The organism is Legionella birminghamensis (assembly GCF_900452515.1).
GTDB lineage: Bacteria > Pseudomonadota > Gammaproteobacteria > Legionellales > Legionellaceae > Legionella_C > Legionella_C birminghamensis.
This window is the reverse complement of the sequence record NZ_UGNW01000001.1, coordinates 745,210-764,923: the sequence shown is the minus strand read 5'-3', so window position 1 is coordinate 764,923 and position 19,714 is coordinate 745,210. Positions and strand designations below refer to the sequence as shown.

Below are 19,714 nucleotides of genomic sequence, written 5' to 3'. Positions count from 1 at the left end.
AATGGGTAACGACTCTTTACACGCCAGCTTATACCAGCCTGGTTTGGATGAGAACAATGAGGCGGTTATCAGCGCTCATTTTATGGACAAAATTAATGCTAACACCCTATTAAACTTATATGGTTCCGAACAATTTTACGCGCGTGCCTTCTATGTTTCCTCCTCATGGGTTATCGAAAATTTACTCCCTGCATTAGAAAAAGCATCCGATCATTTTGTTTCAGAGCGGGTATCTGCAGCCAGGAAGCGGGCAATCCGTAACTATAAGGAGTATGGCAGACATAATCCGAAAGACATCGACACAGCTGAATTTATTACCGAAGTCATGTTTGATCGGCAATTCCTGAAGGGTCGGAAAGGCAACTGCTCACGCATGGCCTTAGCTAAGCGCGTTAAGGAATCATTGGAAAACAAATTACCTATCAGGATGGTGATCCCTGCCCTTCCTTATAAATCCACTTCCCCTCTTAAAAGCCGAGGCATTTTGCCCGATTTATCTGAAGTCAATTTTTTACTGGGTTTGGCAGAAGTCGCTAAAACCATCAGCCGTATATATTGTGAAGACAATCCAGCGCCAAATAGTTTTGCAAAATTCATAGTCATTTCAGACGGCAGCCGCTTTAACCGCTTTTTGAACGAGCCTATTGAAAATATTCAAGCTTATCAGCAACAGCTTAACTGGTGGATTAATACTTTGAATATTGCAGACTATGTTGAGATAGTCGACTACCAGGATGTGATTGGAAACTTATTACCAAAAGACCAATATTTACAAAAAAATGCCATCCGAAATGAAGTATTGCAATTGTATACAGACTTAATGCTTCCCCTTTTAAACCCCTGTGCAATGTCGAAAACGATGATTGATGCTATCGCCTGCGACCCTGATCCTGAAACGGATTATGCAGAAGGGCGCTTTGTTCCTCTGTTCAAATCCCTCGTATATACCATTTCCTATCAGTGCCTGCATGACTATGCTTCAATCCTTCAGACAGATTATAACCCGCTCTATATGGAGATTATCCGTCATATTTTTATACCCTGCACATTGCTGGAGTCAGCGGATATTGCGCAAGTGAAAGCATTTATCGCCAATCCCAGGCTTGAACCTCCCCAATGGGTGCAAATGAAGGAGTATTTTCGGCAGCAAATGCTGAAAGAAGCCTGGCGGGCGGCTATTCACTATATTGCTGAAATCAGAAGCGACAGGGAGTTAGCCAATGATCCTATACTAACCTGTTTTCCTGACGCTATCCGCTGGACCATCCATTCCAAACGCGGTCAATTAGCCTTATTGACGACAAGCGGCAAAGGGGATCCAGTTCAGCCCTGGCATGGCGCTGCGCTGTGCCAGTTGACAGGGACAAACAGGATAAAATTTTATACTCATCCAGCCCTTTTACTGGAAGGCAGCGGGGCAACTCCTGTCCTTATTAAAGAGAGGACAAATGTTTTTGGGCTGGACAATCAGCCTTTGTTTTATGTGGGATCGGATATTGTTTTTCAGAATAGTGATGGGCTTTTATGCCAGATCGAGCATTTGTTGACGAGGAAACGGAAATTGTAGGAGTGGGAAGATGGGCCCCGCGGTCTTCCGCCGCGGGGATACGTGCTAATCCGCGCGGAAAACGTCCGCTAACGAATCCCCGCGGCGCCCCCTAACGAATCCCCGCGGCTTCTACCGCGGGGCCCACCTAACTGCATCTCAAAAATCGACGCAGCTTCCCCGATGAAAGGTATTCAAATTCACTAACCTCTGAAAATGTAATTTTCGGATTTTCCAAACCTGCTTCCTTTAGAGAAGCGCATATAGCCTGACTGATTTGCTGCTGGTTGATAGGACCGGTAGTCATTACCCGGATATGCGCTCCGTTTGCGGTTTGTACGACCTGATATTCATGAATATTCTTTTCCAGCAAAAGGGGGGTAACAAAGGCCAGATGATGTACGAAAACATTTCCGGGATAGAAAAAATCATATTCCGGACGCCCCTGAGGTTCTGCAATTAATTGATGGTTTACCCCACAGGTACAGCGCTTATCCAGGAATGTTAACTGATCGAAAAATTCATAGCGTATGAGCGGCAGCGTATAGAGATATAAATTGCTTAAATAGAGTTTATGGGCAGTCATACCTGCTTCAAGCCGCTTCCCATTGACATCAACCGGCTCAAGTATACAGCCGTCATCATTTAAGTGCATTTCCCGCGTTTTTACACCACAATTCACTCCCGCCAGGCCTTCGGAACAGCCATAGACATTGTTAACCATGGCATTAGGCCAGGTCTTTTCGATAAGCCTGCGTATGGGAGTGAACAGGGGTTCGCCTGAAAGCGAAACGACCAGAGGATCAATGCTTAACCGTTTTACATAGGGCTCGTGGCATATTCTGGCAATGGTTGTCGGGGTTCCCAGCAAATAATCCGGTTGTATTTTATTTAATTCGCTAATAATTTGGTCGACAGGCTGCGTGATGGAAATAAAAAACTGCTCAACATGGTCCTGCTGAAAGGTCTGCACCATCGAATACATGGCATAGACTGTATTCGATATTAAAATCATCGCCAGTTTTAATTTACCAGCGTTTTTATTGGCCCTGACAGGTATTGGCTGGAGCGGTGCATAGCGGATGCTAAATAAATAATAGGTATTCCACTCCTCCCAGTTATAGATATAAATAGCCCGTTTACCACTTGAACCACTGGTTGCCAATACATGATATTCATCCAGGAAATACAAGGTATTCCCGTCATTCTTCATTTTATGGATATGATCTTCAACAAGCGCCAGGGACAATCTTCTGTCCGTGACTATTTCATCCCAGTTTTCCATCAGGATTTTTTTATTCATCACCGGAATTTCGGGCAGCTGTTCTTCTGTGAACCGCTCGAGATTGATATGCGCCAGTTGTTTTTGATACCAGGGCGAATGTACTTTGACGTATTGCAGAAGTTTTCTCAGCCGAAAACTCCGATGCTCGCTGATCCTGTTCTTGGACCAGCTCAAGGCATCATGCGATTGGGCAAACTGATTGACCATGTCTTGTGTCTGTCTGGTCTTCAACTCTTTTGTGTCTGGCATTTCAGTTCCGCTCTCCTATGTTCCGTGACTTAGTTCCTGACAGAATTTTAGCTTTATCTCAATCATTCGGCCTGAGGAGGAGCGGTTTTAATGCAATCCAATTCTGACCGAGCACTATTTTCGAGCCATCAAAACCGAGCAAGGAAAACGGTAACCTGCCTCTTCCTTATGAGGAAGGACGGTGAAATTAATACGCTCCAGCATAGTAATGTATTCCCGGGTATACTTCATGACATTCACGCCAAAATCATCCTGGAAAATATAACGGTATTCGCAGGCGAGGCAAAAGGATTTATTACGATCTTTAAAAATTTCGCAAATCGCAACATGGCCATTTTGTGGTAAGGCCTGATAAGCCATTCGCAAAAGTTTGCGATTAACTGATGCATCCCAATCAAAGAGTACACGCGCAAAAAGAATCAAATCAAAACCGACAGGAAACGCGTCGTCCTCCAGAAAATTTCCCTCAATCACTGAAATTCGATCGCTCAATCCTCGTGATTCGATGTTTTGTCTTGCGATTTCTGCTGAAGCAGGCAAATTATAGACAGTCGCTTTCAAATGGGGATACGCTTCAACAAAAGCGCAGGCCATTGTCCCATCACCGCCTCCAACATCGAGAAAATGCTTAACCTTTTTAAAATTAATCTGCTCCAAAATGCAGCGGATTGTGATATCAGCCGTACCTGCCATCCATTGCTCAAGCCAGGCGGCATGGGCCGGGGTCTTGGGAGGCCAGGGAGCATCGGTCTTCACCTTTCCAAAACGCAGGGCCTCCGTTAAGTTTTCAGCCCCTGACTCAGTCCATATATCGAAAAAAAACTGCATTCCCCACCAGCCGTTTTCAGCACTATACTGAAGCTGCCTGAACCCCTCTGGTAAACGATAGGCGATCTGCTCGCCCTTCATTATTTTTGTCAGGAAATGCTCGCTCGATAGCAGATGCAACCACTTTTTTCCCCTTTTAGGATGTAAGCCCAGACGGCTGATAATTTCCTGTTCCTCCACCAGGTTCTGCTCCTCAAACAAGGCAAACAAATTGAGTTTAAACATTGCTTCCACTAATTTTAATCGCGCGCCTGAGGCAATGAGCGAAAAATAATTCTCATAAAATCTGCTATTGCGTTTACGGTTTCCTGTTTGTAGGATTCGGGCGGGTACATTGTCGAATTTTTTAGTAGTGGTCTTCAACCATTTCAAGAATTTCATATTATAGATTCAGAGTAGTATTCAAATCGTTAATTAAAACTTCATGCAAGCCTTCTTTCATTTGGGTATCCAGCGTAAAGACAAACTCCTCTCCCATGTCATAAACCCTTAGAAAAATTAATTTCAAATTGCCATAGTTAATTTCATTGGACGACTGGGCCCAGTCAATATAATAGTTTTGTGTGTATCCATCGTTTGCCAATTGATTGATGTAAGTGTAAACCAGCAAATAGGGTTGCTGGGTGGCGTTCAGTATGTATTCTGGAATGATTTGATTTTCATATATCTCATTATAAAGATTATAGTTTGTCATTTTAAAATAAAGGGCCAGGGAATCCTTTAGATGAGCCGCTCTTGCTTGCAAGGGTAAATGGCTGCTTTCCAAAAAAACAGGCAGGCCAATTGCCAGGTTTGTTATCAGGCTCTTAATCCCCGGGATCGGTATATTCCGATTGGAAAAACTGATATAAAAAAATAGCTTGTCTGTTCCTGCCAGCACAGCAACCATCTGCTGAAGTAATAATGCAAACACTACGCTATAAGTTGAATCCTTAATGTGATGATTAATGGCAAAAGCATCCATTTTTCTTTTTTCAATCTTTATACAGGTATTTTGTTTTTGCAAAACACCTTTGAAAATTGCATCCAGATGGTTGTAAGCCTCAAACTTTAGGTTCAATAAACGGGTTCTTAATACCTCAATATTGTGACCAGAGGCCGCTACCAACTCATTAACCAGATTTAATTGCCGAATTTCCTCCGCTCTGTTCAGGCTTTCGACGGGCAGGCACTGATAACGACGGAAAATTTCCTCGCGGATTAATAGCGCCGACCAACCGTCAATCGCAATATGATGGTAGGCCATGGCCAAATAATACTGCCCTCTTTTTTTCAATATAAACAGGTTTACCAGCCGGTCTTGAAAAACAGAGGTTTTTAATCGTTTGAGCAGCTTTTTATCTGTAAAAAAAAGAGGGGATCGCAGCTTGTAAGTGGTTTGCTGAGCTGCAGGGACAAAATAATAATCATCGTCTATCCATTTTAACTGGCTTGAAAGGATAAAATGATTTGTCAAGGTCTGTGCTAGCGCTATTTCCAGTTTATCCATATCCATTTCTTGCTTAAGCAGCCAGAACGATATTTGATAAACGCCCTCTTTATCCAAACCATACAATTCACGATTATAAACTGCTTTTTGGATACTGTTTAATCTGACTTTATTACCAAAACCCGGGGTAGTTTGATTAGCATCCCTCAAACAGGACTCAATCGCCGAAATGGGCAGATCTTCATTAATCTTTGAAATATCCAGCCATTTTCCGGTGATTTTTTGCAAGGCTTCTGCCATTTCGAGATAATCAATAGATTCCAGTCCCAGATCCCCGATTCTGATTTCCAAACTAAACGCCTTATTCGCAGAAAATCGTTTAAAATAATCAGTCAAACTGTTCGCTGCAGAAGTATGCTCCTTGTGCAAGCTATAATAGTCCGTTTTACCGCTGGCAGTAAGGGGAAATTCCTTCACAAATAGAAATTCCTGAGGGTGCATGTAATCCGGAAGATGGGCCTGTAAATGATGCTTTATTTGCTTTAGGAGAGAATTATCCTGAATACGGCCATTAATCAGCAACACAATCCTGTTTCCATCATGCAATGTCTTGAAATTCAGATCGCTAAACCCTTTTTTTAAGACATACTCTATCTGATCCAGGCTTATCAACTGGCCATAGCGTTTAATCAGGCGCTGTGATCGCCCACTAAAGTATAATTGCTTATCACGCATTATTACAAAATCATTCGTTTTGACATAACGGCGATCATTGATAATGACATAATTCGCCTGATTTAATTCGGTCTCAAGATAAGCGGTCGATACATTGCCTGTCAGATATAATTCATACCCCTTTAAGGCATCAAATACCAGAGAATAATCACATCCTGTTCTTAGATTTCCCAGATGGCAGCCTTCATTTTCATCAAGCGGGGCATTAATTTTTTTATAGAAAGGAATGAGGCATTCGGTAGTACCATATAAATTATAAAAAACAGTGGTCTTGTTGATGTCTATGAGCCAGGTATTAATTGTTTCAACGTCAATGGCTTCCCCACTTAATAAGACCAGGCGGATCGAGTGCAGAGTATGCAGTAAAAGATTTTTTTTTAAATGCTTAATTAATTGCCCAAGCAAGCTGGGGGTCATATTTAAAACCGTAATCGTTTCATTACACAAGAGCTTGATGATCGATTGCAATTTGTTTGGCGAATCACTGGCAATAAAGCGAATGGCAGTGCCTGACATTAAAGGGACAAACAGGGAGCGGATTGAAGCAGCAAATGATAATTCGCTGGTAAATAAAAAACAGTCTTCTGATCCTAAATTAAACTCCGCGCTGCACCAACTGGCATAATCAAACAATGTATCGTACTGGTAATGGACTGCCTTTGGAAATCCGGTAGTGCCAGAGGTGAAAAGTATTTCGCCGGGCAGCAGACACTCTTGCCTGGGAATTTCAGGCAGATGGTAAAGGAAACTTTTCTCTTCTCTGAAGTTTACCGAAAAATTGGCAGCAAATTCTGGTTGCAGCAGAAATAAATCGACGGGATAGCGTTGCAAATAATTATTGATTAATTCGCTCGAGGTGGAGGGGTGCAAGGGGATAAAGGTTTTATTGCTGATAATCAGTGAATAACAAAGGCAAAGATAATCTATCGAAGGCGAAGCCAGCACCATGACTGAATGAACATTAAGGCTATTTATCCATTCACAGTATCCATTGATTTTTTCAAGGCACTGAGAGGCATTAAGCCTTCGCAAATCATCCTTAAAAGTGGCTGTTTTTTTTACATCTGTCAAAGCATTGAGAATGCTTTCTGCCAACTTGTTTTTTACCCTGATTGACTGCGTTTTCATTTTACCTATTTCTGGGTGGATACCGCGGACATGCCGCCGTAAGTAGTGTTGGGAAGTGGCGCAAGCCCCTCTGCCTACTTACCGCGGCTTGTGAGTCCGCGGTATCCAGCTACTTACGCGCTGTAATAATAGAATAATACATAACATCCGTTTTATTACTGGTAGGAAGCACAATTGTAAATCCTATTTTTTCCAACATCCTGTAATAATCTGCAGCAGCTTTCATTACATTCGGCGAAAAATCATCATGGAAGATATAGCGATACTCTGCTGACAAACAAAGATCATTATTATTTTCCTTAAATGTTTCGCAAATCGCCACCAAACCATTCGCGGGTAGAGCCTGATAAACCATTCTTAACAACTTTCTGTTTACAGCTTCATCCCAGTCATATAAAACCCGGGAAAAAAGGAAGAGATCAAAGCCGGTTGGAAACGCATCTTCTGCAATAAAATCGCCTTCCAGTACTTTAATCTGCCGAGTTAAACCCTGCGCTTCAATATTTTCCCTGGCTAAGGCAGCTGATTTCGGTAAGTTGTATACTGTAATATTTAAATGGGGATAGGCATTAACCAACTGGCAGGCAAGCGATCCATCACCGCCGCCTACATCAAACACATTTCGTACCTTGGTAAAATCAATCGACTCCAAAAATCGTTCCGCAGGTCTTTGGATGGTATTGCGCATCCAGTCTTCCAGCCACATAACCTCTCCGTCGGTTTGTGGAGGCCATGAGACACTGATTTTGATTTTGCCATAGCGCAGCACATCGCTTAAATTTTCATCCGCAGCAACTTGCCAGGTATTAAAAAAGAATTTCATTCCCCACCATTTATCGCTATTCATTATTTCGATAAACTCAGGGGGAAGCCGATAGGCAACCTGATAATCCCTCGATTGAGCTTTGATCAAGAAGTGCTCGCTACTTAAAAGATGCAGCCATTTTTTAGCACGCACCGGCATCAGCCCCAGTTTACTGATAATTTCGCTTTCCAGGACGTACTCTTTGCCTTCAAACAGCTCAAACAAGTTCAGACTGAACATTGCCTCCACCAATTTAAGCCGGGCTCCATCGGCTATCAGCGAAAAATAATTTTTATAAAAATCAGCATTGGGCGCCTTTTTCTTCGGCTTGCCTGCAACTAACTGCTCGAGAGGATAAGAATCGTCAGTTATTTTTTTCAATTTTGCATTAAGCCAGGATTTTATCGTTTTCATAAACTAATCTTAGAAGTAAATAAAGAAGAACTCTGTTTTAATAGAATTTATCACCAGTTTTTCCTATTATGAATACATTGTTGTTTCCGGGCAATCGCATCTTACGAATTACACATGTCCTTTCCACAGACGGGGGAGCGAGTGCAGTATTATGCCATTTTCTCGTCATTGCGAGCCTTGGCGAAGCAATCTAGAGCGGGGCTTGAATAGAGCACCGTGGCTGGATTGCCTCACTTCGTTCGCAAAGACGGGGAAAAATCCCGTTTTTTAGTGTAGCAAACAAAGCATTGTCTGAGTTTTGGAGCATAAATCAGTGGTACAAAAGGATAATCGTATTAATTTAAATGAGCCCCTGGCCATCATCGGGATGAACTGCCGTTTTCCCGGTATTGAAACGGATGTGGAGGATTGTGAAGCCTTGCATGCCATGCTAATGAATGGCCAGACTCCAATAAAAGAGGTACCCGCAAACCGCTGGGATATTAATGCCTATTATGATGCAGATCGCAGCAAAGCAGACAAAATCATTAGCCGCAAAGGGGGATTTTTAAATAATCCTTATCTTTTTGATGCCGATTTTTTTAAAATCTCCCCAGTCGAAGCCAAACAAATGGATCCCCAGCACCGCCTTTTTTTAGAAGTGGCGATTCGGGCCTTAAACCATGCCAATATCAGTACAGACTCGCTCAGCGGCAGCAATACGGGAGTTTATTGCGGACTCTCCACACACGAATACAGCCAGCTAAATTTCAAAGACCAGATTGAATTTAATGAGTACACACCCGTGGGCGTGGCTGCAAGCGCCGCAGCTGGCAGGCTGTCCCACTATTTAAACCTGAAAGGCCCCACGATGGCGGTAGATACAGCCTGCTCCTCTGCCCTGAGCGCCCTTTACCTGGCAGCCACCGCCTTGCGCACCGGCCAATGCGATACGGCAATTGTCGGCGGAATACATCTTAATCTTGCCCCGGAAAATTTTATCGGCGTGTCGAGGGCTAATATGCTTTCTGCCCGCGGCCAATGCAGCAGTTTCGACATTGAGGCAGACGGCTATGTACGAAGCGAGGGGGTTGCAGTCATTGTAGTTAAAAGGCTGGATGACGCCTTAAGGGATAAAGACACTGTCCATGCCGTTATTAAAACTATAGTGATGAATCAGGATGGCGGTGGTATCAGCATGGTTTCCCCAAATCAGGAAGCACAAATTGCCATGCACCGGGCGCTATTAGCTGAGGCCAATATTGCTGCAGGAGACATTGACTATATTGAAACGCATGGGACTGGAACTGTCGTTGGCGACACGGTGGAATTTAAAGCGATTGAAGCAGTCCATCAAGGGCGGCATTCGATTGAGAAGCCCCTGATTATTGGGGCCCTGAAAAGCAATCTTGGCCATAGCATTTCCTGCTCGGGGATGGCTTCCCTGCTTAAGGTTGTCTGTGCATTGGAAAATGAAGCCATCCCCCCTAATCTGCATTATTCCAATTCGAATAAATCCATCCATCCTGAAATAATCCCAGCTCTTTTACCGCTAACTGCCCTTCCTTTCAGGAGGCAGTTAAATAAAAAAAGAAGGGTGCAGATTACCAATTTTGGATTCACCGGCACAAATGTCAGCGTTTTAATCGAGGAAGCGCCAGAACAGCATTTACCGGCAAGTGCAAACACTGAACTGGAATGTTTTGTGCTTTCCGCGAACAGCGAAAAATCCTTGAAACAAATGCTGCAACAGTATGCTGCTTATTTAAAAACAACGGACGCAAGTCTGCATGATATTTGTTTAAGCCTGATTAATTGCCGCCATCATTACAAGTACCGCTGCGCCATTCTGGCAAAGGATAAAAAATCGCTGATTGCTGATATTGAATCCGCGAATTACGCATTGGAAAAGCTGTCGATTGGAAAAGACCAACGGATAGTCGCCACACCTCATGACATTTATGAGCAGTTTATGGCAGGCCACAATATCAAAACAGCGGACAATGCAGCCTACAATAAAGTTAATCTCCCCTTATACCCCTTTGATCGCAGACATTACTACCACGAGCCGCGCAATGCCGTAACCAGTCCGCCAATAGGCGGCGAGCCCATTGCCATCATTGGCATGAGTTGCCGCTTTCCCAAAGCCCCCAACCTCGATGAATTTTTAAAATTACTTGAGCAGGGTAACAGCGGAATGGATTTTATCCCCAAGGAGCGCTGGGATAATGACAAATTTTATGATGCCAATATCGATACACCAGGCAAACTCTATGTCAAACAGCTCGGACTGCTGGACAATATAAAAGACTTTGATGCCAATTTCTTTAATATCAGCCCGCGCGAAGCAAAATTCATGTCGCCGCAACTGCGCATTTTTATGGAGTGCAGTTATCATGCGCTGGAGCACGCCAATATTTCCTCCGATTTGATTAAAAGCAGTAAGACCGGGGTATTTGTTGGTATAGGGACCAACGAATACCCGCGGATCATGGAAAATCTCGGATTAGGCCTGGAGGATTTAAATATTTATTTTGCCACGGGCAATGTATTAAACGCCCTGGCTGGGCGAGTTGCCTACAGCTTTGATTTGCATGGACCCGTTCAGGTCATTGATACAGCCTGTTCATCTTCCATGACCGCCATTCATAATGCCTGCCTCAGTTTACAGGCAGGTGATTGCAGTATGGCAATTGCCGGCGGGGTCAATGTCATATTAACCCCCAACTCCAATATTACCCTGTCCAAAGCGAAAATGTTGTCGCCAGACAGCCGCTGTAAAACCTTTAGTGAGGATGCTGACGGCTATGCCCGAAGCGAGGGCTGCGGCGTGATTATCTTAAAGCCCTTGTCGGCTGCAATCAGGGATAATGACTCGGTTATTGCAGTGATAAAGGGAACTGCCACAAATAGCAGCGGGAAAAGCAGCGGGTTTACTGTTCCCAATGGCGTCGCCCAGGAAGATGTTATTCGCCGGGCATTGGCGAAAGCAAAACTCGAACCCGGTGCGATAGATTACGTTGAGGCGCATGGAACCGGAACACCTTTGGCCGATCCAATTGAGATGAATACCCTGACCAGGATCTTCAGTGCTTCCCACAGTCCTGAACGTCCCTTGTACGTTAGTTCGGTTAAAACCAATATCGGGCACAGCGAGAGCGCTTCGGGTGTTGCCGGCATCATTAAAGCAGTACTGAGTTTGCAAAATAGACGCTTGTTCAAGCATTTAAATTTCAAAAAACTGAATCCGGAAATTGAATTAAACAACACAGCTATCCCTTTGGAGACCATCACCTGGCCTGATACCGCAGAATTAAAACACGCAGGGGTCAGTTCATTTGGATTTAGCGGTGCGAACGCGCATGCCATTCTAGGTCAGGCGCCTTTTCAGCCCAAACCTGGTAATAGGTCATTTTCTCAGGAATTTCTATTGGTTTTGTCGGCAAAAAGCCAGGCTGCACTTGAGCTCTTACTGCGAAGTTACCAGCACTATTTATCCCAGACACAGGATGAATTTGCTGATATTTGTTACACGGCAGCGAATTGCCGCGGACATTATCTCTTCCGCACAGTGATTCGAGCCTGCTCTGCGGCAGAAGCGGCAGCGCTAATAGAACGGCAGTTATATCTGATTTATCCGCTTAAGAAAGAACAGGGCACAACTACCACATTCCATACGATTGATCATTTGCAAAGCGCTTATCAGGAAGGGTTTTCAATTGACTGGCAAGCGTATTACCAATCGCTAGGCATGCGATTTGAAAAAGTGAAGCTGCCGCTTTATACATTTGACAGACAGGAGTACTGGTTCGAAGATAAGAACAGCTCTGCTGATGTCTCCGCGCCAAACGATTGGAGTTTCCAATTACAATGGCAGCCGCAGGCAATTGATCAATCCACTCAGGCTCCCCCTGGCGGTCGATGGCTGCTCCTCGGTGCCAAGGAACTGGTTTCTGGTTTCAAAGCCAGGGGTTTAAATATTTCCCTGCCTGAAGAAGCGGGTGCACTGGAAAACTGGGATGGTATTATTTTCGCAGAAGGCCTTGTCAACACCTCAGGCGAGGAAATCAATTCCCTCATCGAATTTCAAAAGAACACCCTCAAAAGCCTGCTGGTCCTGGTCAAGGACCTCAATGCCCGGCAGATTAAACCAAGACTGATAATCCTTAACCATAAGGGGATTGCCGAATTAGACGCCGATCCTGATATGGGTAATAGTCCCCTGCCCGGTTTTTGCAAAACCCTGGCACTGGAGTTACCTCAATTTGAAAGCGTTCTCATCGATGTGGATCAAATCGCTGGTATTGAGCCGCTGGTAATTAATGAAATCACTTATAACCATAGTTCCGCTTATGAACATGCGGTTGCTTACCGCAAGGGAATCCGTCTGGTAAGCCGTTTAACAAAGTCGGCATTGCCTGAAGAAAATATAAGCCTTGATCCCAAAGCACGTTATCTCATCACCGGAGGGCTGGGCGGCCTGGGCAGGGTCAGTGCCCAGGCCTTACTGGCCGCCGGCGCCAGGCATTTAATTCTGCTCGCCAGAAATCTTGAAAAACCGGGTATCAAGGAAGCGCTTAGCACACTGCGCAGCGCCTATCCAGATAGCAGCATACAGGCAGTCAGCCTGGATATAACTGACCGGGAAAAATTGAAGCAATTATTCCTTGAAGTGAATGCAGATGGTTTATTAAAAGGTATTATTCATGCAGCAGGTGTTGCGGTTAAGGCTTCGCTGCTGGATCACCGAAATGAAGATGTCGATTATCAATTCTCTGCCAAAGTCAAAGGCGGATGGTATTTGCACGAATTAAGCAAGGATTTCAAGCTTGATTTTTTCCTTGCCTATTCCTCTATTTCTTCTGTTTTTGGCAGTAATAAAGAATCAGTATACAGCGCTACTAACAGTTTTATTGATGCCTTAATCAGCCATCGCCGGCATCTTGGACTCCCAGCCACCTCCATACAGTGGGGGCCTTGGGGAGAGGCCGGCATGTCGATCCAACGCGCCCGTGATCCGGGATTAAAACAAGCATTGATCAGCAATGCACAAGGCCAGGCATTCATCAGGGCCCTGCTTAAAAGCAGCCTGAAACAGATTGCAATCATTTCACCGGAATACCTCCAATTCATGCTGGATTTCGTTCCTCAGCCAGGCCCCCTCTTTTATCAATCACTGGCCGGCGAATTAAACAAAACCGGGGAAAAGCAGGAAATGGCTCAGGGCAGCCCAGTGCAGCCCTCCTGGGTACAGCAATATCTACAATACAACGAAGACAAACGCCTCCCTGCCTGCCGTAACATGTTGGCAGGAATCTGTAAGGAAATCCTCGAAGTCCCTTCCAGTGAAATACTGGATGAAGAAGAAGGATTTTTTGAGATTGGCTTTGATTCCCTGATGATGACTGAGCTGGCGACACTGTTAAGAAAAAAACTGGAACCTTCCTTAAAAATTCCTGCGACCATCGGCTTTGATTATCCATCGATTAACAAACTGGCACAGTACATTTACACCGAATTAAGCAGTCAAACCCTGAATAGCACAAGTGAATCAACAGAGGCCGCCGCGGGGGATGATGATATTGCAATCATTGGCATGAGCTGCTCCTTTCCCAAAGCGCCCGATCTCGCTGCCTTTGAAACGCTGCTTGAACAGGGGCTCAGCGGTATGCAGGATATTCCTGCTGAGCGCTGGGATAACCGGAAATATTATGATCCGGATAAGGATGCACCCGGCAAGTCCTATGTCAGTAAAATGGGATTAATCGAAGGGGTTAAAGGATTTGACGCCAATTTCTTTGGTATCAGCCCGCGTGAAGCCCGCCTGATGGATCCGCAGCAAAGGCTTTTTCTTGAATGCAGCTATAAAGCTTTAGAGCATGCCAATTATTCACCCGAGTCATTACGCGGCAGCCTGACTGGAGTCTTTGCCGGGGTGGGGCCAAATGAGTATTACGGCCGCCTGGAAAAATCAGGATTTTCCAATGAAGAACTCAGTGCATTTTCAATCACCGGTAACGTGTTGAATTTAATTCCCGGCCGGGTGGCCTACACCTTTGATTTTAAAGGCCCCTCGCTCAGCATCGATACCTCCTGTTCTTCTGCCCTTGTCGCTATCCACTATGCCTGTAACAGCCTGAAAACCCGGGAGGTGGACTATGCACTGGCGGGTGGTGTGAACATTTTATTAATGCCGGAATCCAATGTTACTTTATGCAGGGCCAAAGCCCTTTCACCAGACGGCCAGTGTAAAACCTTTGATGCCGATGCGGACGGTTATGCACGCGGTGAAGGTTGCGGGGTTATTTTTCTAAAACGCCTGGCGGATGCCCTGCGTGACAAGGATTCAATTTTAGCAGTTATTAAAGGATCTGCAGTCAATAATGACGGGAAGGCTGCAGGGCTGACCGTACCGAATGGCAAAAGTCAGGAGGCCGTGATGCGCAAGGCCCTCAGGCAAACCGGGCTGGCAACAAAGGATATCAGCTATATTGAAGCGCATGGAACCGGCACACCGCTAGGGGATCCCATTGAGGTTCATGCAATCCACAGTGTTTATGGTGAGAACCGCAGCGGCTCTCCTTTATATCTCGGCAGCGTCAAAACTAACATCGGCCATCTTGAGGCAGCATCGGGGGTCGCAGGTGTTATTAAAACGGTTATTAGCCTGAAAAATAAAAGGATTTACAAGCATCTGAATTTCAGACAATTAAATCCCAATATTAAAGTCAGGCACCCCGATATTGCCCTGCAAACCATGGATTGGCCAAGCACTTCGACAGTAAGGTATGCAGGGGTTAATTCCTTCGGGTTTAGCGGTACTAATGCGCATCTTATCCTTCAGGAATCTCCGCCACAGGAAAAACTGAAACCAGCACCCAGCACTTCGGTGCATGCCCTGCTGTTATCCGCCAAATCCCCCACTGCACTGGAGAAACTGAGAAACAGCTATCAGCACTATCTGGCAGAAAGCGGGGATGAGTTTGGTGATATCTGTTTTACAGCCGCCACTGGCCGCGATCATTATTCCCATCGTCTGGTTCTTACTGCTGAAAATACTAAAGAAGCCAGTGAAAAACTGCAGACAGGCCAGTTCATACTCACTGGGAAAGAGCATCTTCTTCAGGATGTTAATCCCGCATTGCAAGACTTGCTGCTTCTTTATCTTCAAGGACAATCAGTGGATTGGATCGCCTATTACCAGCAACAGGGCGGCAAATTCAACCGGGTTAAACTCCCCCATTATCCATTTGAGCGAATTGAATTCTGGACAGAAACAAAAAATGACCGCGTCCTGACTGGCGAGCAAATGCATCCCCTCCTTGGTCAGATGCTTTCTCTTCCCGATCAGGAATACCTGTTTAACCAAAAAATTACCCCAGGCTCCATCAATTATCTTGAAGATTATCGCTTGTTCAGCAAAATGATTCTTCCAGTTGCCGCCAGCATCGAATGCGGTCTTGCGGCAGCGCGGGCGCTTTTCAGGGATCAGGCATTTTGTATCAGGCAATTCCACATGAAATCCAATCTGAATATTGGAGGCCCGCTGGATTTGCAATTGCAGGCAAAACCCCTTGAGAAGGATGCCTTTCGCATTAAACAATTTGCAAAGCAGGATGAGCAGTGGCAGGAATTTTCCACTATGGAAATACAGGCATCTGAAACTGATCGTCTCGAGCAAGTGGATATAGGGCAACTAAAATTACAATTTAACCGCGAGATGCATGCCGCTCAGATTTATGAGAAATTCAAACAGCATGCCTTTGTTTATGGCGATACATTCCGGGTACTCAAAGAAGCCTATGTTAATGCGGATAGTCTGCTTGCGAAAATCAGCTTTGATAAAACCAATTATGGTCAGGGCTATTATTATCATCCCGCATTGCTTGACGGTATTATGCAATCGGCTCAACTTCTCTTCAGCGAAGAAGGCATTTATCTTACCTATACTTTTTCTCGCATGCAAAGTTTTCAGGAGGCTCCAAAAACTATCTGGGCGTATTTAAGCAAGCGGGAACAGGGTGATACCGTTGTCGATATTAAATTATACGATCCCTCCGGTTTGCTGTTCGCATCCATCGAAGGGCTGCGCTTGAAGAAGGTCTCACGAACTGAATTGAATCGCTATGAACCGATGCTGCAAAACCTTTATGAAACCCGGTGGCAAGCGTTTTCGCCCCAAGGGCAGCCCAATTTGGAATTACCGGAATTCTGGGTCATTGCAAGTGACCCGCAGAAAGCTGTAACGCTATTAGGTGATTTGAATTATCGGCTGGTTTCGGAATTTGATCAGCTAATGGGGATTGCCGATAAACACATTCTTTTTCTTTATGAACAGGGGCAATTTTACGAATTGCTTCATTGCTGTCAGAACCTGTTTCGGTTGAAACCGCAAAGTTTCCTGCTGATCACAGAAAATGCCCATGCAATTCACGATGGAGAACCAGTCAACCCTTACCACAGCATGGCTAATGCGTTCTGGAGAACGTTCAGAAATGAACTGGACTTCAATCGTAACTATACAATTGATTTGGCAGCCAATAGCGATTTACCCAAGGCTCTGATTTCTATTTTTAGCCAAAGCGAAGAAAATCAGTTTGCACTGAGAGAAATGCTTTATGTACCTCGAATTAAACGAAAAGAGTTAGACGTCCATACTCACGGCAACGAAATGCAATTTGACAGCAACAGCAGTTGTCTGATTACAGGCGGAACCGGTGCTCTGGCTGCAGCGCTCATTGACTATCTGATTGACCGGGGTGTCAAACATATAGTGATTACCAGCCGTTCGCCATGCCCCCCAGCAATGCAGAATTTAATTGAAGCGTCGCGCTTTAAACAGGTCAGCATCAGGCATGCTGCTGTAGACGCCAGTAATTATCAGCAAATGGAAACTTTAATCAAAGAGATAGAACGCAATGGGCCGCCTCTTTGCGCAGTTTTTCATCTTGCCGGCCTGATACGGGATAGTTTAATTGTTAATATAAACGATGAGGATTTACAGGCGGTGCTCAACTCCAAAATGGAAAGCGCATTAATTCTCCATCAGTTAACAAAATCCCTTCCGTTAAGATACTTTGTATTATTTTCTTCCACAGCTTCATTATTAGGTGCAAGAGGACAAGCGAGCTATGTAGCTGCCAATGGCTTTCTGGATGGTCTCGCATTTTTCCGAAAACAGCAGGGACTACCAGCACTCTCAATTAATTGGGGGCCTTTCAATGCCATAGGAATGACTTCCAAACTCACCCCTGGTTTACAACAGTTTGGCTTTATCCCGCTGGAAAAAGATAATCTCAATGTACTCGATTGTTTACTCGATAGTCAGTTGAGCCAGATTGCTGTTTGTCGTCTGCATTGGGATGTCTATTTAAAACATTCACCCCGACAAATTGAGCTATCCGGCTTTGTGAAAAACTATAGGCCGCCCACGCAATATTTTGTGAACGCCTTGCGGCAGCGCAGTCATGCCGAACGCCGGGGGATTCTAAGCCGTCTCCTATGTGAAATTACTGCTGATGTTCTGGCACTGGATAATGCGTCTGAGATTAAAACCCAGAATGGCCTGTTTTCCTTAGGCGTTGACTCACTGATGTCCATTGAAATCCGCAACCGCATACACGATAAACTGCAATGCCCCAATCTCAGCCTGTCGATTGAATATTTCATTAATGATCCCAGCATTGAAAAAATTGCAGACAATATTGCCAGGGAATTACAAATTGTCTATGAACAGACCGATGAAGTTCAAACCGGCATAAGAGAGGAGATTGAAGAAATCCCCCTATGCGATTTTCAATTCAGTTTCTGGGCAATTAACAAGCTCAATTACGGTTATAACACTGCAATGCAATTGCAGCTTCATGGCCAATTGAACAGGGATTATTTAATTAAGGCTTTTGATTATGTCATTAATCAGCATGAGGCATTCTGGCTTAACTTCAGCCCCTCTGTCCCTACGCAAACTCTGGCCAGGAAGGGACAATTTAAACTATTTTATAAAGACATTTCCTTAAGTGATGAACCCGGCAACCTTCACCAGGAATTTTATAACAATACTGCGCGGCTTATCCCTTTAAACAAAGCACCGCTAATCCGCGTGCATCTTTATAAAATGAATAATGATTTGCATGAGCTTCATTTGGTTTTCCCGCATATCATCGTCGACGATGCCTCCTGCGATATCGTTTTTGCCCAATTCCGGCAATGTTATGAGGCGCTGGCCGCCGGCCAATCATTACCGCCAATTGCGGAAAAAGAATCTTTTCTGCATTATGTCAAAGCCAATAATTTTCAATATCAGAGAGATCTGGACGAAAAAATTGCATTTTGGAAGGCTTACAACAAGGATTGCAGCTATCTGTATTTTGGCCCTCACCGCCATTTGCCAGACGCCGCGGTGTATCGGCCGCAGCATATGTTCCACTTCACAATCAATCCTCAGATCCAGCAGGTTATTCAATGGCATGCCCTGAATAATCTGAACATCAGTTCAGGGCTTATTGCAATATGCCAGGCGGTGTTTTACCAGATGAGTAATCAACAAAAAATACCGCTTATTTTAATCCATACAGGCCGGGAAGGAAGTCAATACAAATCTACAGTAGGTTTATTTGCGGAATATAAACGCATCAATCTTGATTATCAGGAAAATACATCGTTTCACCGACGCGTTAAAGCAGTGGAAGAATCACTTGCGGATACAGCTTCTTACCAGAAATGCCCCTATTTCATTAAAAATACAGGCATTGAAGGTTCCCGCTGGTCGCTGAGCAAAACAGTTTTGCGCTGGTGGAACCAATATTTCCTGAGTAAATCCTTTCAGGGGAAAGTCGATGAACGGATTGTCCCTTATTATCTGGATTATCTGAGTCAGATTATTGCGCTCAAAATTAGCAGTAAAACTAAATCAAAGTTGAATAACCGCTTTAAATGGCACCTGCCTTTGCAAAAACCAGATGGTTTAAAAGTGCTTATTAATATTACCGCCAGTTGGTTTATCAAAGAAGTGGAGGATACCCGATTTGCCGATTTGCATTATAGCTTTCCCAGCTACTTCGGTGGTCTTGATAAACCAATTGGCAATCAGAATCTATGGGTTTATTTTACCAGGAACGCCCAGGGGGATTATCAGTTATCCATTAATGGGCCATTGACGCAGGAGTGTATGGCACAAATCGCTTGCCGGTTTAACGAAGTGGTTGATGAACTGGCCAGGGAACTCAAGCCTTCGAGAAAACAGGCTTGAACAAGTGCTGATGGGCCCCGCGGTCGAAGCCGCGGGGATTCGATAGGGGAAATCCCCTCGATTCGATA

6 protein-coding genes are annotated in these 19,714 nt (G+C 44.6%); 2 read left to right on the top strand and 4 right to left on the bottom strand.

Annotation, left to right across the window (positions count from 1 at the left end; translation table 11 throughout):
* The first annotated feature begins 1 nt into the window (after position 1).
* Positions 2–1,567 carry an L-tyrosine/L-tryptophan isonitrile synthase family protein gene (locus tag DYH42_RS03320; protein WP_058524952.1) on the top strand — a complete coding sequence of 522 codons (1,566 nt, stop codon included), beginning with the start codon at positions 2–4 and terminating at the stop codon, positions 1,565–1,567.
* 127 nt (positions 1,568–1,694) lie between these two features.
* Here the strand turns inward: DYH42_RS03320 and DYH42_RS03315 are convergent, their stop codons facing one another.
* The 4 genes from DYH42_RS03315 to DYH42_RS03300 form a co-directional block, all read right to left on the bottom strand.
* Positions 1,695–3,080, bottom strand: a complete 1,386-nt coding sequence (locus DYH42_RS03315; RefSeq protein ID WP_058524953.1) for a phenylacetate--CoA ligase family protein — start codon at positions 3,078–3,080, stop codon at positions 1,695–1,697.
* Between the two features lie 114 nt (positions 3,081–3,194).
* The gene (locus DYH42_RS03310; protein WP_058524954.1) at positions 3,195–4,289 is read right to left on the bottom strand and encodes a methyltransferase; all 1,095 of its coding nucleotides are present in this window, start codon (positions 4,287–4,289) and stop codon (positions 3,195–3,197) included.
* Between the two features lies 1 nt (position 4,290).
* A complete protein-coding gene (locus DYH42_RS03305) occupies positions 4,291–7,200 on the bottom strand; it encodes an AMP-binding protein (protein ID WP_058524955.1) in 2,910 nt (969 codons plus the stop codon).
* 109 nt (positions 7,201–7,309) lie between these two features.
* Complete coding sequence (locus tag DYH42_RS03300) at positions 7,310–8,419, bottom strand: methyltransferase (protein WP_058524956.1); 1,110 nt, start codon at positions 8,417–8,419, stop codon at positions 7,310–7,312.
* Positions 8,420–8,732: 313 nt separating this feature from the next.
* On the opposite strand from DYH42_RS03300, the gene DYH42_RS03295 reads away from it, so the two are divergent.
* Positions 8,733–19,646, top strand: coding sequence for an SDR family NAD(P)-dependent oxidoreductase (locus DYH42_RS03295; protein WP_058524957.1), 10,914 nt, complete (start codon positions 8,733–8,735; stop codon positions 19,644–19,646).
* The last annotated feature ends 68 nt before the right edge of the window (positions 19,647–19,714 follow it).